The following is a 14,453-nucleotide window of genomic DNA, read 5'->3' on the forward strand; positions in this document are numbered from 1 at the left end:
CGGGCTGGCGGGGACACGGTCGGGCCGCTCCCGCGTCAGCCCCGGTCGAGCAGGCCCTGCTTGATCGCGATCGAGAGCACCTCGAGGCGGGAGTGGGCGCCGAGCTTGGCCGACAGGTTGGCCAGGTGGTTGCGGACCGTGTGGACGCTGACGTCCATCCGCTCGGCGATCGCCGCGTTCGACAGGCCCTCGGCCAGGTGGCCGAGCACCTCGGTCTCCCGCGCCGTCAGCTCGGTCTCCGGCGCCGGCTCGACCTCGTGGCGCATCCGCGGGAGCAGCCGGACCAGCAGCTCCGGGGAGATGACCGACTCGCCGTGGGCGGCCGACCGGACCGCGGCGGTCACCTCGCCCACGCCGTGGGTCTTGGAGATGAAGCCCGCGGCGCCGTTCTCGATCGCGGCGAGCAGCACGCTGTCGGCGGTCATGGCGGTGAGCACGACGATCGCGGCCTCGGGCTGCAGCCGGTGGAGGTCGGGGATCGCCGCCACGCCCTCGCCGTCGGGGAGCCGGTGGTCGAGCAGCAGGACGTCGACCTCGAGGGCGGCGTCGGCCAGCAGCACACGGGCGGTGGCCAGGTCGTTGGCCGTCCCGACGACCTCGATGTCGGGCTCGGCCGACAGCACCTGGGTCAGCGCGTCCGCGAGCACCTCGTGGTCGTCGACCACGACCACCCGGACCGCCGTGGTCCCGGTCACGGGCCCTCGTCCCGGAGCAGTGCCGCCGGGTCGGGAGGCCGGCTGTGCACCAGGTCGCAGCTCCACATCTGGACCGACTCCGCCGAGGTCATCGCCATCACCGCACCGGCGTTGTGGTTGCCCACGGCCACCGCACCGGCGAGTGCGTCCTCGTCCTCCCAGAAGGTCACGCCCAGCATCGCGGGACGCTCCCGGTCGACGAAGAGGTAGCTGCCGAGGTAGCCGGGGAGCCGCTCGACCCGCGGCAGCGCCTCGCGCATCACCGCGTCGACGACGTCCGGGTCGGCGATGTCGCCGCCCGCCACTTCCCACAGTCGTGCTTTCGGCCCCCCGTGCGGCCTGGCACCCCGAGCTCACCTCCCGAGCGAGTTCGTCAGTTGTCGTTGCTGTCGAGCAACCAGTGGACTCAACCTACTGCGGTCCGGGCCCATCCGCCCCCCCCATTGGGACTAGCATCCGGACACTCTCTCCTGGGGGATCTCGTGCCCGGCTCCGACCTGTTCGACAGCGACGCCCTCGTCGCCGTGCTCGACAGCGCATCCTCGCCGTTCATCACGGTCGACGACGATGCCGTGGTCCGCTACGCGAACCCGGCGGCCGTCGAGGCGTTCGGGTACCCGCGCGAGGACCTGGTGGGAGCGGAGATCGAGATGCTCATCCCTCGCGAGCACCTCGAGCAGTACCAGGACCTGCGGGCGTCGTGGGCCGAGGAGCCGGCCGCCCGGTCGAACAGCGGCGGCATCGACCTGTGGGCCCGACGCCAGGACGGGTCCACCTTCGCCGTCGAGGTCGCGGTCACCCCGGTGACGACCGCGGAGGGCGACGTCGCAGTCGTCGGGATCGTCGACATCACCGCGCGGATCGAGGCCGAGCGCTACGCCCGGCAGCTGGCGCGGGCCCACCTGGCGATGGCCCAGCTCAACGACGCCGCCGCCCGCGCCACCGACCACGGCGAGCTGCTGGAGAAGGGGCTCGTCGCCTTCGACCGGGTCCACGAGCACGCCGCCGTCACGGTCGTGCGCTCCGAGGACGCGGCCCTGTCCCCCCGGGTGGCTGCCGCCCTCGCCGCTGCGGGCGACCGCACCACGCCGTACGTCGGCCGGGCAGCCGACGCGGACGACCGGGTCGCCGTGCTGCCGATCCTCGGGGACGGCGACGTGCTGCTCCGGGTCGTGGTCCGGTCGGCGGGCGCGGTGCTCGACGACCCGTCGGTGCGTGCCGTGCTCGAGACGATGGCGGCCAACCTCTCCCTCGCCCTCGACCGGCTGTCGCAGCGCGACCGGCTGCGCCGCGTCAACACCCAGCGCATCGACCTGTTCCGGCGGCTGCTGGACGCCCAGGACGAGGAGCGGCGCCGGATCGCCGACGACGTGCACGACGACTCGGTGCAGGCACTCGCGGCCCTGCAGTTGCGGGTCGGTCTGCTCGCGCACCAGCTCCGGGAGGTCGGCCAGCCGGGCCTCGACGCCGCGTGCCGCGACATCGAGTCCGAGCTCGACCGCGTGATGGCCGGGCTGCGCGCCCTGCTCTTCGAGCTCGAGCCGGTGAGCACGTCGACGGCGCTCCTCGACGTGGTGAGCGAGGTGCTCGGAGGGGTGCCGGTCGGCGACCTGGTCGTGCGGGACGTGGAGATCGACTGGTCGGCGTGCCCCGACGGCGAGGACCCGGCACTGCTCGACCTGCCGCCGGTGCTGCGTGGCCAGGCGGCGCGGATCCTCAAGGAGGCGCTGCGCAACGTCGTCCGGCACGCCGACGCGACCTGGGTCCAGGTGCTGCTCGCTCCCGACCCGGACGGGCTCGCCCTCGCGGTCGCCGACGACGGCGTGGGGTTCCCGACCGACGACGCGGCGCCGTCGGCGCCCGGCCACCGCGGCGTGGCGAGCATGCTGGACCGCGCCGCGATGTGCGGCGGGTGGTGCAGCCTGGAGCGCGACCGGGACCGCACGTTCCTGCGCTTCTGGCTCCCGCGACGTGGTCCGGACCCCGGCGCGATCACGGTCCACCGCGGGGAGTAGCACCGACGTACTAGAAGCAGTCGCCACCTTCGCCTCTGCCGCTCGGGACCAGCAGCGGAGCACCGTGGACACATGATGATCGAGCTCGTCCTCGTGGGGGTGGTGGTGCTGGCCGGTGGCCTCGCCGCCGGCCCCTCCGGACGAGGCCCGGAGACCCGCCTGCGGCGCCGGCGCCGGGTGCTGCACCGGCACGCGGAGCGGGCCACGGTGGCCGACCTCGAGATGCTCCTCGCCGGCGCGTTCCCGCGCCCGGTCGTGCGCCCCCTCGTGAACCGGATCCGGCGCGGACACCTCGAGCCGGCCGCCCTGTGGCGGTGGGCGGAGGCGAACGGAGCCACGGCGCTCGCCCTGGCCCTGTGCGCCGAGTTCGGCGCGACCGACTTCGCGGAGCCGACCACCGAGCACGACGGGTTCGACCCGCAGTCGCTGCGGCTGCTCGCCGAGCTCAACGGCGAGGGCCTCGGCGCCCTGGTCCTGGCCCGGCTGGACGCGCGCTCGACGCCCGTCCCCCGGACGCGGGCGGCCTGAGCCGTGGGCCGGCGAGGGAAGCGGACCGACCAGGACGCGTTCGCACGTGCCTGGGGCGCCGAGTGCTCGCTGGCCCTGCTGACCGACCGGCGGGGCCGGGTGCTGCACTTCGGCTCCGAGGCCGAGCGGGTCAGCGGCTACCGCGCCGACGAGGTCGTCGGCAAGCCGGTGTGGACGGTGCTGGTCGCCGAGGAGCACCGCGACGGTGTCGCCGCCGCGTTCTCGCGCCGGCGGCCACGGCCGGCACCCGTCGTCGTCGACTGGGTGACCAAGGACGGCCGTCGCCGTTCGATCGCGTGGGCGACGCGGGTCCTCCACGACGGACCGGAGCCGGGGCGGGTGCTCCTCACCGGGACCGACCTCACCGAGGAGCGGCTCGCCCAGGGTCTGCTCGCCACGGTGCTCGACGCCGACAGCGGCCTCGCCTTCATCAGCACCGACACCGTCGGCGCGATCACCTTCGTCAGCCCGGGCGCCGAGCGCATGCTCGGCCGGGCCAGCGAGGAGCTCGTCGGCCAGTCGTGCACCCGCCTGCACGACCCCGTCGACCTGGCCGCGCGCTGCGACGCCCTCGGTGACGCGCACCCGACCGAGGCCGTGCTGGGCGCCGTGCGCCACGGCCTGCGCCGCGAGCGCCGCGACTGGCAGCTGCTGCGCGGCGACGGCACCCTCATCACGGCGTCGGTCACCGTGAGCCCGATGCACGACGGCGTGGGCCGGATGACCGGCTTCCTGCTGCACCCGCAGAACGTCACCGACGAACGCCGCGCGCAGCAGCACCTCGAGGCCGCCCTCGAGTCCGAGCGGGAGGCGGTGAACCGGCTCCAGGTCCTCGACGAGGTGCGCAACGACTTCATCACCACCGTCAGCCACGAGCTGCGGACGCCGCTGACGAACATCCTGGGCTACACCGACGTGCTGCTGGAGGACGAGGTCGGCGAGCTGACCGCGGCCCAGCGCAAGGTCGTCGACCGGGTCGACCGCAACGCCAAGCGGCTGCAGCTCCAGGTCGAGGACCTGCTGCTCCTCTCGCAGGTGGACAGCGGCACCTTCCGGCCGGACCGCTCGCCGGTCGCCCTGAGCGACGTGGTCGGGACCGCGCTCGACCAGCTCGCCGTCGACGTGCGCGACCGGGTCGACGTCGTCGTCCGCGACGAGGAGTCCACGGTCCTCGGCGACGCACCCCGCCTCGTCGGGGTGGTCCGCGGCCTCGTCGACAACGCCCTGAAGTTCTCCCACGACGAGGAGCCGGTGCTCGTCGAGGTGCGCCGCGAGGGCACCGACCAGGTCCTCGAGGTGACCGACAGCGGGATGGGGATCCCGCGGGCCGAGCAGCAGCACCTGTTCCAGCGGTTCTTCCGGTGCGCGACCGCGCGGACCGTGGCCGCCCAGGGCCTCGGGCTGGGACTGGCCGTCGTCGCCGCCGTGATCGCAGCGCACGACGGCGACGTCTCCATCGCCTCCGACGAGGGCGCCGGGACGACGGTCGTCGTGCGGCTGCCCACCGGCTGACCGGCACCCGGCCTTCGCCGATCGGCTGCGGCGGCGTACCGGTCGTTCCTAGGGTGCTGAGGCATGAAGCGTCTCCTCCTGCCCGGTGCCGGTCTCGCCCTCGTCGCCGCCGGCTTCGGCGCCGGCGTCGCGGTCTCAGCGACGGCCGCCGACGACCCGGTCACCGTCACCCGCCAGTCGCTCGCCGAGGTGCCCGCGCCGACCGGGGCGCCGCACCGCACACTCGGCCTCAGCCGCGTCATCGTGATGCCCGGCTCCGTCCTGGCACCGCACCACCACCCCGGCTCCCAGCTCGGGTACGTCGCCGAGGGCGTGCTCACCTACACCGTCGAGACGAAGTCGGCGACCCTGATGAAGGGCCCCGGCAACGACCCCACCGTGATCCGCACCCTCGGACCGGGCGACACGGCGCGGGTGCGACCCGGGCAGTGGCTGGTCGAGGAGCAGGGCGAGGTCCACCACGCGAAGAACGCCGGCGACGTCCCCGTGGTCATCTACCTGTCGACGCTGTTCAAGACGGGGTCCGCGCCGGCCATCCCGGACTGACCGGCGGCCTGCTGGCCAGCACCTCGTAGCCGCGGAAGGTGATCGCCTCGGCGGACAGCATCGACATCGCCGCGCTCGCATAGCTCGCGCGCGCTCCGGACACGGCGTCGCGCCGTTCGGCGTCGACCCAGAACGTGATCCCGCAGAGGACCGAACGCTCGCGGTCGATCAGGAGGTGGGTGCCGAGGCACCCGTCCCTCTCCTCGATGCGCGGCAGCAGCTCCGACGCGATCGTCTCGATCGCCTCGCTGTCGGAGGTGTCGATCCCGGTCATCTCCCAGAACATGGCGACCGGAGCCGCGCCCTCCTCGACCATCGTCATCCTCCCGGAGGGGCCGACCACCGACCCCGGATCGGCAGGCACGAAGGTACTCCTCCTCCGCTGTCCCGGCAGCCGATTCGTCGGGGACCGGCGAGCCCGACGACGCACCGTCCGCAGCGGACTGAACAACGGCCGGCACGGGTACCTCAGGAGCATGAGCCAGTCGCACGACCCGAGGACCGACCCGACGACCGAGGCACCGTCGGCCGAGGCCCCGTCGACCGATGCACCCGTGCACCAGAAGGACCCGCTGCGCGGGTCGCGGACCAGCGGCGCGTGGGCGGGCGTGGTGGTCGCCGCCGTCCTGCTGCTCCTCCTCGTGGTCTTCATCGCCCAGAACACCCAGGACGTCCAGATCTCGTTCCTGGTCTGGGACGGCCAGGCACCCCTGTCGGTCGCCCTGCTGGTCGCAGCCGCCGCGGGCATCACGCTCGCCGCCATCGTCGGGACGATGCGGATCTGGCAGCTCCGGCGCCGCGTGCGCCACGACCGCCGCTGACCGTCGGCGTGTCCGGCCCTTCGACCCTGTCCTGAGGCCGGGACGAGGCGCAGGCTGGAGGCATGGCCACGAGGACGACGCGGCTCACCGCGACGCTCGCTGGGGCGCTCACCGTGCTCGTGGTCACCGCCTGCGGGAGCGGGACCACAGCCACGCGCCCGCCCGACGTCGCCGCCACGGCGTCCGCTCCCGTCGTCCGGGCGGCGGCCCCTGAGCTCCGAGCCGGGCGACTGGCCCAGGTGGCGGTCAGCGTCGCGACCCTGTGGCGATCCCCGGACGCACCTCGCCCCGTCGACGCTCCGGCGCTGACCCGGCCGGTCCACATCGAGAGGTGGCTCGCGAACCTCACGACCGAGGAACGCCGCGCCCTCAACGGGCGGGCCGACACCCAGGCCCTGCTGGGCGACCGGGTCCGGGTCGTCCGGCTGCGGCCGCACTGGGCGAAGGTCGTGGTCCCCGACCAGCCGACGCCGCTCGACGCCCGCGGCTACCCGGGCTGGGTCCCGCGCCGACAGCTGACCGCCGTCCGGCCGGTCCGGACCGAGCGCGTCGCGACCGTCGTCGAACGGACCGCGTGGTTGCGCACCGACGACCAGGCCGCGAGCCCGCTCCTGCGGGTGAGCCTCGGTACCCGGCTCCCGCTGGCCGGGACCTCCCGCCGCTTCGCGGAGGTCCACCTCCCGGACGGCGCCGTACGCCGAATCGCCCGATCGGCCGTCGTGCTCCACGACCGGGACGCACCCGCCGTCGCACCGACCCGCCCGAGCCTCGTCGCCGTGGCCACGTCGTTCACGGGCCTGGACTACCTCTGGGCCGGCGCCTCGGGCTTCGGCGTCGACTGCTCCGGGCTGACCTGGCTCACCTACCGGGTCCACGGCATCCGGATCCCCCGCGACGCCTCCGCACAGGCGGCCGCAGGCCGCGCGGTGGAGCGGCCGCGCAGCGGCGACTTGCTCTTCTTCGGCAACCCCGTGCACCACGTCGCGATGAGCGTCGGGCACTCCCGGATGGTCCACGCCCCCGGGACCGGGCAGGTCGTGCAGACCGTGCCCACCTCGACGCCGCCCTTCGGCGGCGAGTACGTCGGCGCCCGCCGCCTGCTGCCCTGAGCGGCCTCAGCCGCCGGGCGGGACCGTCGGCATCCGGTCGGACGGCGGCAGCCGGACCGGCTCCCGGCGCCGGCTCAGCATCCGGCGCTGCCGGTCCTCCTCGTCCGGATCCCACGGCGTGTCGTTCCCGTCCATGCCCACCAGCCAGACCAGCCCGCGGCCGTGGCCGGGGTTCCGGCGCTCCTCGTCGCGATCGTCGCGGACCAGGGCGACGGCGTACGTGCGCTCGTCACCCGCCTGCCGCTGCGCCCAGTCGACCACCTGGAGCACGTCGGCGCCCGTGACGTCGTAGGTGCTGGTCGAGCCGTGGGTGGACGACTCACCGCTGTGGAACAGGTAGACGCGGAACCGCGGCCGGCCGTCCTCCCAGCTGCTGTCCCGCTCGTCCACCGGCTCGATCCGGATCTCGGTCATGGACCTGATGCTGACAGCAGGAGGACGCCGGCTGCGGCCCATTTCCCCCGGGCTGCAGGAGACGTGGTGGATGGCGTCGCCAGTCCGGACATGGGTGTGGCCCCGCCGGCCGTGGTCGGCGGGGTCCTGGTCAGCAGATATGTCGCGCAGCAGGCTCGAGCGGCGGCTCCGTGACGAACGGGCTGACGTAGGTGCGGCCCATGGGGGTGGTCCACACGAACCCGACCCCGGTCACCCGCTGGTAGTCCCAGCCGGCGTGGGTCTTGAGCCGGTGGTGGGTCCGGCAGGCGGGTGCGAGGTTGGACGAGGCGGTGGGGCCTTCGGGCCAGGGCACCTGGTGCTCGCTGTCGCAGCGCCGGGCGGGGCGGGTGCAGCCGGGGAAGCAGCACTGCCGGTCCCGCAGCCCGATCTGTTCCTTCATGAGCTCGGTGGGCTCGTAGCAGTCGGTGGACAGCTCGGCGTTCAGGTCGATGACGGGCCGGATGGTGACCTTGGTGCCGGCGGCCTGGCACCAGTCCTTCAGGTGCTCGGGGGTGATCGAGGAGCGGGTGTTGTCGACGTCGACGGTCGACTGCCCGGGACGGGTGTGGGCGTAGACCACGACCTCCCGGACCTGCCTGCCCTCGGTGTCGCTGGTGCCGAGGAGGCCCGCGGCCATGGCCCGGCGGACGTCCAGCGGCAGGTCGAGGTCCAGGGTCGCGGCCTTCGCCCGGATCTGCTCCTCCAGCGCGACCGCGTCCGCCAGGTCGAGCTCTCCTTCGACGTGGACGAGCCCGTCGGGGGTGGCGTGGTCGAGGTCGATGTCGAAGCGGCGTCGCTCCAACGCCGCGACCCGGCGTTCCTCGGCGGCGTCCGGGTCGTGCTCGGCGCGGGCCTTCTCGACCTGCCGCTCGATCTCCGCGAACGAGCACCGGTGCGCACACCACGCCAACCGGGCATCGACGGTCGCCGCAGCATCCGCCGGCAGCGACGTGGTGGCCTGGGCCACCTTCCTCGCCTTCCACACCGCCACCTCACCGGCCACCATGCGTCCCCACAGCCGCGGGAGCCGGTACCGCAGCTCGACCGCGTCCCCCAGCAGGTGCCGGCCCGAGTCGGTGGTCCGGCCGACCGCGAGCGCGAACTCCGCCACCGCGGCCTCGTCGACGGTCGGGGCACCGTCGCCGGCGATCTGCAGGTCCCGCATCCCGAACTCGATCGAGGTGTCCACCTCCTCGCCCGGGTGCAGCGCGACCCAGTCGCAGGCCTGGATCAGCTGCTGGACCTCCAGGTCCGCGATCGCCTCCCGAGTCGCCGCCGCAGCGGTCAGCACCAACTCCGCATCCGGCGCCGCAACTGCGACGGCGGTCGCGGCGCCAAGCTCGGCGGCGGTGCTGGTCATGGGTCTACTCAAGCACTCGCCACCGACAGTCAGAGGCGAGAATCCCCTGTATCCACAGGGATCTGAGCAATTCGAAGGTAAAGAATTCGTGCCGAGCCGGCGGTGCTCGTTGGTCGCCGCCCTGCCTCCACTTCTGGGGTCTCGACGACGCTCGCTGGCGCTCGCTGCTCGACCACCGACCGTGAGCCGGGAACCAGCCGCAACCGGACGCCGGCCGCCCCGCGTCGCTGCCTGTCGGTCGCAACCCCAGCGGACGGCGAGATGCCGACAGCCACCGCCCTGCGCACCTTCTGGGGTCTCGACGACCCTCGCTAGCGCTCGCTGCTCGACCACCGGATTAGGCGACCGCGAGCCGGGCAGGAACCGCGACCCGGAGTCCTGCCGTATCCGTCGTTGCTGCCATGTCGGTCGCAACCCGAGCGGACCGCGAGCTGCCGGCGGTGTTCGTTGGTCGCCGCCCTGCGCACCTTCTGGGGTCTCGACGACACTCGCTGGCGCTCGCTGCTCGACCACCGGTGCCACCACCCGTGAGCCGGGAGGCGACCGTGACCCGGCGCCCGCCGTACCCGCGTTGCTGCCTGTCGGTCGCAACCCGAGCGGACCGCGAGCTGCCGACAGCACCGCCCTGCCTTGCCTCCCGGGGTCTCGACGACGCTCGCTCGCGCTCGCTGCTCGACCACCGCAACACCGCCAACCGTGAGCCCGGAACCAGCCGCAACCAGACGCCCGCCGCCCCGCGTCGCTGCCATGTCGGTCGCAACCCGAGACCACGGCGAGCTGCCGACAGCCACCGACCGTCAGCCCCGCAGCAGCGGGACCGCCAGCCGCTTGGCGAGCTCGTCGTACGACGTCCCGAAGGTCTCGCGCACCACGACGCCGTCGGGGGTGATCTCGAAGGTGGCGAGGTCGGTGTAGACCCGGTCGACGCAACCGACGCCGGTGAGCGGGTAGGTGCAGTCGGGGACCAGCTTGGGCGTGCCGTCCTTGGCGAGGAGCGTCATCATCACGAAGACCCTCTCGGCGCCGATCGCGAGGTCCATGGCGCCGCCGACGGCGGGGATCGCGTCCGGCTCGCCGGTGTGCCAGTTGGCGAGGTCGCCGCCGGCCGAGACCTGGAACGCGCCGAGCACGCACACGTCGAGGTGGCCGCCGCGCATCATGGCGAACGAGTCGGCGTGGTGGAAGTACGACGCCCCGGGCAGCTCGGTCACCGGCTGCTTGCCGGCGTTCGTCAGGTCGGGGTCGACGTCGTCACCGCTGGCGGCGGGACCCATGTTGAGCATCCCGTTCTCGGTGTGCAGCACGACGCCCGAGCCGGGCGGGAGGTGGTCGGCGACCAGCGTGGGCTGGCCGATCCCGAGGTTCACGTAGGAGCCGGGTGGGATGTCCCGGGCGACGACCGCCGCCATCTCCTGCTTCGACAGGCCGCTCACCCCGTCACGCTCCCCACCTCGACGACCCGGTCGACGTAGATGGACGGCGTCACCACCGCCTCGGGGTCGAGCGCGCCGACCTCGACGACCTCGCTCACCTGCGCGACGACCGTGCGGGCCGCGGTCGCCATCACGGGCCCGAAGTTGCGGGCGGTCTTGCGGTAGACGAGGTTGCCCATCCGGTCGGCACGGTGGGCGCCGATGAGGGCCACGTCGCCCTTGATCGGGTGCTCGAGCAGGTAGGTACGGCCGTCGATCTCACGGGTCTCCTTGCCCTCGGCGAGCGGGGTCCCGACGCCGGTCGGGCAGTAGAAGGCGCCGATCCCGGCCCCGGCGGCGCGCATCCGCTCGGCGAGGTTGCCCTGGGGCACCAGCTCGAGCTCGACCCGGCCCTCGCGGTAGAGGCCGTCGAAGACCCAGGAGTCGTGCTGGCGGGGGAACGAGCAGATCACCTTGCGCACCCGCCCCCGGGCCAGCAGCGCGGCCAGGCCGGTGTCGCCGTTGCCGGCGTTGTTGGACACGACGGTCAGGTCGCCCGCGCCCTGCTCGATCAGCGCGTCGATGAGCTGCACCGGCATCCCGGCCATCCCGAACCCGCCGACCAGCACGGTCGACCCGTCCTCGATGCCCGCGACCGCCTCCGCGGGCGTGGCACAGATGGAGGCGGTCACGACACGTTCTCGAGGACGACGGCGAGGGCCTGGCCGACGCCGATGCAGATCGCCGCGACGCCGTACCGGTCGCCTGACTCGCGCAGCCGGGCGGCGAGCGTGCCGAGGATGCGGCCGCCGGACGCACCGAGCGGGTGCCCGATCGCGATCGCCCCGCCCTTGGCGTTGACGATCTCGGGGTCGACGTCCCACGAGTCGACGCAGGCGATCGACTGCACGGCGAAGGCCTCGTTGAGCTCGACGGCGGAGACGTCCGCCCAGGTGATGCCGGCCCGCACGAGCGCGAGCTCGGCGGCCTCGACGGGGGCGTAGCCGAACATCGGGGGCTCGACCGCGGCCACCCCGCGGCCGGCGACCCGCGCCAGCGGGTCCCGCCCGATCGTCGCGGCCGCGCCCTCCGAGCCGAGCAGCACGGCGGACGCCCCGTCGTTGAGCGGTGACGCGTTGCCGGCGGTGATCGTCCCGTCGGGGCGGAACGACGGCTTCAGGCCCGCGAGCTTCTCGGTGGTCGATCCCGGCCGGATGCCCTCGTCACGGGCGAGGTCGACCCCGGGCACCGGGACGACGAGGTCGTCGTAGAACCCGGCCTCCCAGGCGGCGTGGGCGAGCACGTGCGAGCGGGCGGCGAACTCGTCCTGACGCTCCCGGGAGATCGAGAACTTCTCCCCCAGCACCTCGTTGGACTCGCCGAGCGAGACCGTCCACTCCGCCGGCATGTTCTCGTTGACCAGCCGCCACCCGAGGGTCGTCGACACCGCGGTGACGTTGCCGGCCGGGAAGGCCCGGGACGGCTTCGGCAGCACCCACGGCGCGCGCGTCATCGACTCGACGCCACCGGTGAGCACGACGTCGGCGTCGCCGGTCTCGATGACCCGGGACCCGACGATCGCCGCGTCCAGCGACGAGCCGCACAGCCGGTTGACGGTGGTCGCCGGGACCGTCACGGGCAGCCCGGCGAGCAGCACCGCCATCCGGCCGACGTTGCGGTTGTCCTCCCCTGCCTGGTTGGCGCAGCCCCATGCGACGTCGCCGATCGCGGCCGGGTCCAGGTCGGGCGCCTGGGCCAGGACGCCCTGCACCGCGACGGCAGCGAGGTCGTCGGGTCGGACGTCGGCCAGGGCACCGCCGAACCGGCCGAACGGCGTGCGGGCGACGGCGTACACGAACGCAGAGCTCATGCCCCGAGCCTAGGCCCGGACCAGTGATCGTCTCCAATACTGAATCCGACTTGATTGATAACCTCAGCGCATGGAACTGCGGCACCTCCGGTCGTTCGCGGCGCTCGCCGAGGAGCGGCACTTCGGCCGCGCCGCGGCCCGTCTGCACCTCGCGCAGCCGGCGCTGTCCCAGCAGGTCAAGCAGCTCGAGCGCGAGCTCGGGGGTCACCCTCGTCACCCGCACCACCCGGCGGGTCGAGCTGACCGAGGCCGGCACCCGCTTCGCCGACCACGCGCGCACCGTGCTCGCCGACGTCGGACGCGCGCACGACGACATGGCGCTCGTCGCCTCCGGCCACGCGGGCCGGGTGTCGGTCGGGTTCATCGGCACGGCGACGTACGACGTCCTGCCGCGGGTGGCGCGCGAGGTACGCCGGGAGCTCCCCGACCTCGAGCTCGTGCTGCGGGGCGAGCTGCTGACCCCGCAGCTGGCCGCCGGGCTCGCCGACCGCACCTACGACGTCGCGCTGCTGCGGCCCGACCCGGTCGACCGGCCCGACCTGGCGGTGCGCACCCTGCGATCCGAGCGGCTGGTCGCCGTGCTGCCCGCGCAGCACCGCCTCGCCGGCCGCCGGCGCATCGCGCTGGGCAGCCTCGCCGGCGAGCCGTTCGTCATGCACCCGTCGGGCCACCGCTCCTCGATCCACGACCGGGTGCTGGCGGCGTGCGCCGCCGCCGGGTTCGAGCCGGCACCGGCGGTCGAGGTGGCCGAGACAGCGACCCTGGTGGTGTTCGTGGCCGCCGGGCTCGGTGTCGCGCTGGTGCCCGAGCCGGTGCGCAGCCTCGGGCTCGAGGGTGTCGCCTACGTCGCCCTGACCCACGCGCCGACGGTCGACCTCGCGGTCGCCACGCGGACCGCCGACGACTCCCCGGCCGTACGCCGGGTGGCCGAGGTCGTCGCGCGCTGCGTGGGCTGAGCTCCTAGAGCGCGCCCTCCTCGGTCAGCACCTGCTGGGCGATCCGGAACGCCGTGTTGGCGTCCGGGACGCCGCAGTAGATCGCGGACTGCAGGAGCACCTCCTTGACCTCCTCGACCGTGACGCCGTTGCGCAGAGCGGCGCGCAGGTGCATCGCGAGCTCCTCGTGGTGGCCCCGGGCGACGAGCGCGGTCAGCGTGATCATCGAGCGGCTGCGCCGGTCGAGGCCGGGCCGCGTCCAGATCTCGCCCCATGCGTAGGCGGTGATCAGCTCCTGGAAGTCGCGGGTGAAGTCGGTGGTGCCGGCGACCGCCCGGTCGACGTGCTCGTCGCCGAGGACCTCGCGGCGGACCCGCATCCCGGCGGACCCGCTCGATCCCGGGCCGGCGGTCTCCTCCGGGAGGTGCTCGCCCAGGAAGTGCGCGCGGAGCAGGCGGGCGACGGCATCCGGGGCCTCGGCCGGTGCCAGGTGGGCGACGTCGTCCAGCTCGACGAGGCGGCCGTCGCGGACGCCGTCGGCGATCTCGCGCAGGCCGGCCGTCGGCGTGACCTCGTCCTCCGCACCGGCGACCGCCAGCACCGGTGCGGTGATCCGCCCGAGCCGGTCGCGCACGTCGAAGGCCGCGAGCGCGCCGCAGACCTGGGCGTAACCCTCGTCGTCCGCGTCCTGCAGCGCGTGCAGCAGCGCCGAACCCCGTTCGGGCTGCCGCTCCAGGAAGCCGGACCCGAACCACCGCTGGGCGGAGGAGGTCACCAGCGACGAGGTGCCGGACGCGCGGACCTGCTCGATCCGCTCGGCCCAGCCCTCCCGGGTGCCGATCCGCGCTCCGGTGCAGAGCAGCACCGCGGCCGCGACCCGGCCCGGGCTCGCGAGCAGCAGCTCCAGCCCGACCGCGCCGCCGACCGAGTCGCCGGCGTACAGGAACGGGGCACCGGGCTCGCCGCGCTGGGTCAGCACGTCGTCGACCACGTGCAGCACGCCGCTCGCCAGCTCCGCGATCGTGAACGGCTCCTCCGGGACGCCCCGGTTGTGGCCGTGCCCGGGCAGGTCCCACGCGACGACGTCGAACGCGTCCGCGAGCCCGGCGGCGCACGCGCTCCACAGCGCGACCGCGGACGTGCCGAGCGAGGGGCCGAGCACGAGGAGCGGCAGCTCCTCGCGGTGCTGCGCGCCGGTCATCCGGACGACGGTGA

At 74.0% G+C, this 14,453-nt stretch carries 16 protein-coding genes and 2 pseudogenes; 8 read left to right on the top strand and 10 right to left on the bottom strand.

Annotated elements, in window-relative coordinates:
• Window positions 1-35 precede the first annotated feature (35 nt).
• Together ACILQ5_RS16075 and ACILQ5_RS16080 are read right to left on the bottom strand one after the other, a co-directional pair.
• Window positions 36-695, bottom strand: a complete 660-nt coding sequence (locus ACILQ5_RS16075; RefSeq protein WP_395659033.1) for a response regulator — start codon at window positions 693-695, stop codon at window positions 36-38.
• Window positions 692-1,000 (bottom strand): hypothetical protein, encoded by a 309-nt coding sequence (locus ACILQ5_RS16080; RefSeq protein ID WP_395659034.1) that lies wholly within the window; start codon window positions 998-1,000, stop codon window positions 692-694. The genes ACILQ5_RS16075 and ACILQ5_RS16080 overlap by 4 nt, the downstream gene beginning before the upstream one ends.
• A 177-nt stretch (window positions 1,001-1,177) precedes the next feature.
• Between ACILQ5_RS16080 and ACILQ5_RS16085 the strand changes: the two genes are divergently transcribed.
• The 4 genes from ACILQ5_RS16085 (at window position 1,178) to ACILQ5_RS16100 (ending at window position 5,296) form a co-directional block, all read left to right on the top strand.
• Window positions 1,178-2,710: a PAS domain-containing sensor histidine kinase gene (locus ACILQ5_RS16085; protein ID WP_395659035.1), complete on the top strand. Its 1,533-nt coding sequence runs from the start codon at window positions 1,178-1,180 to the stop codon at window positions 2,708-2,710.
• Between the two features lie 72 nt (window positions 2,711-2,782).
• Window positions 2,783-3,238, top strand: coding sequence for a hypothetical protein (locus ACILQ5_RS16090; RefSeq protein WP_395659036.1), 456 nt, complete (start codon window positions 2,783-2,785; stop codon window positions 3,236-3,238).
• A 3-nt stretch (window positions 3,239-3,241) separates the two neighbouring features.
• Window positions 3,242-4,750 (top strand): PAS domain S-box protein, encoded by a 1,509-nt coding sequence (locus ACILQ5_RS16095; protein WP_395659037.1) that lies wholly within the window; start codon window positions 3,242-3,244, stop codon window positions 4,748-4,750.
• A gap of 63 nt (window positions 4,751-4,813) precedes the next feature.
• A complete protein-coding gene (locus ACILQ5_RS16100; protein ID WP_395659038.1) occupies window positions 4,814-5,296 on the top strand; it encodes a cupin domain-containing protein in 483 nt (160 codons plus the stop codon).
• Here the strand turns inward: ACILQ5_RS16100 and ACILQ5_RS16105 are convergent.
• Window positions 5,262-5,660 (bottom strand): hypothetical protein, encoded by a 399-nt coding sequence (locus ACILQ5_RS16105; protein ID WP_395659039.1) that lies wholly within the window; start codon window positions 5,658-5,660, stop codon window positions 5,262-5,264. The two genes, ACILQ5_RS16100 and ACILQ5_RS16105, sit on opposite strands and share 35 nt — an antisense overlap.
• A 112-nt stretch (window positions 5,661-5,772) precedes the next feature.
• On the opposite strand from ACILQ5_RS16105, the gene ACILQ5_RS16110 reads away from it, so the two are divergent.
• Both ACILQ5_RS16110 and ACILQ5_RS16115 read left to right on the top strand, forming a co-directional pair.
• Window positions 5,773-6,117, top strand: a complete 345-nt coding sequence (locus tag ACILQ5_RS16110; protein ID WP_395659040.1) for a lipopolysaccharide assembly protein LapA domain-containing protein — start codon at window positions 5,773-5,775, stop codon at window positions 6,115-6,117.
• A gap of 62 nt (window positions 6,118-6,179) precedes the next feature.
• A complete protein-coding gene (locus tag ACILQ5_RS16115) occupies window positions 6,180-7,226 on the top strand; it encodes an NlpC/P60 family protein (protein WP_395659041.1) in 1,047 nt (348 codons plus the stop codon).
• 6 nt (window positions 7,227-7,232) lie between these two features.
• On the opposite strand, the gene ACILQ5_RS16120 is transcribed toward ACILQ5_RS16115, so the two are convergent.
• From ACILQ5_RS16120 to ACILQ5_RS16140, 5 genes are all read right to left on the bottom strand, one after another.
• A complete protein-coding gene (locus ACILQ5_RS16120) occupies window positions 7,233-7,640 on the bottom strand; it encodes a hypothetical protein (RefSeq protein ID WP_395659042.1) in 408 nt (135 codons plus the stop codon).
• A gap of 130 nt (window positions 7,641-7,770) precedes the next feature.
• Complete coding sequence (locus ACILQ5_RS16125; protein WP_395659043.1) at window positions 7,771-9,021, bottom strand: HNH endonuclease; 1,251 nt, start codon at window positions 9,019-9,021, stop codon at window positions 7,771-7,773.
• A 797-nt stretch (window positions 9,022-9,818) separates the two neighbouring features.
• A complete protein-coding gene (locus tag ACILQ5_RS16130; RefSeq protein WP_395659089.1) occupies window positions 9,819-10,430 on the bottom strand; it encodes a 3-oxoacid CoA-transferase subunit B in 612 nt (203 codons plus the stop codon).
• Window positions 10,431-10,450: 20 nt separating this feature from the next.
• Complete coding sequence (locus ACILQ5_RS16135; RefSeq protein ID WP_395659044.1) at window positions 10,451-11,125, bottom strand: 3-oxoacid CoA-transferase subunit A; 675 nt, start codon at window positions 11,123-11,125, stop codon at window positions 10,451-10,453.
• Entirely contained in the window at window positions 11,122-12,303 is a 1,182-nt protein-coding gene (locus ACILQ5_RS16140; protein WP_395659045.1) for a thiolase family protein, read from the bottom strand. The genes ACILQ5_RS16135 and ACILQ5_RS16140 overlap by 4 nt, the downstream gene beginning before the upstream one ends.
• Window positions 12,304-12,373: 70 nt before the next feature.
• Between ACILQ5_RS16140 and ACILQ5_RS16145 the strand changes: the two are divergent.
• Together ACILQ5_RS16145 and ACILQ5_RS16150 are read left to right on the top strand one after the other, a co-directional pair.
• A pseudogene (locus ACILQ5_RS16145) lies at window positions 12,374-12,445 on the top strand (hypothetical protein); the annotation flags it as partial.
• Between the two features lie 172 nt (window positions 12,446-12,617).
• Window positions 12,618-13,259 carry a LysR family substrate-binding domain-containing protein gene (locus ACILQ5_RS16150; RefSeq protein ID WP_395659090.1) on the top strand — a complete coding sequence of 214 codons (642 nt, stop codon included), beginning with the start codon at window positions 12,618-12,620 and terminating at the stop codon, window positions 13,257-13,259.
• 4 nt (window positions 13,260-13,263) lie between these two features.
• Here ACILQ5_RS16150 and pcaC read toward each other — a convergent pair whose 3' ends face one another.
• Window positions 13,264-13,617, bottom strand: a complete 354-nt coding sequence (pcaC, locus tag ACILQ5_RS16155) for a 4-carboxymuconolactone decarboxylase (RefSeq protein ID WP_395659091.1) — start codon at window positions 13,615-13,617, stop codon at window positions 13,264-13,266.
• 105 nt (window positions 13,618-13,722) lie between these two features.
• A pseudogene (locus ACILQ5_RS16160) lies at window positions 13,723-14,439 on the bottom strand (alpha/beta fold hydrolase); the annotation flags it as partial.
• Between the last annotated feature and the right edge of the window lie 14 nt (window positions 14,440-14,453).

The organism is Nocardioides sp. (assembly GCF_044226305.1).
Lineage (GTDB): Bacteria > Actinomycetota > Actinomycetes > Propionibacteriales > Nocardioidaceae > Nocardioides.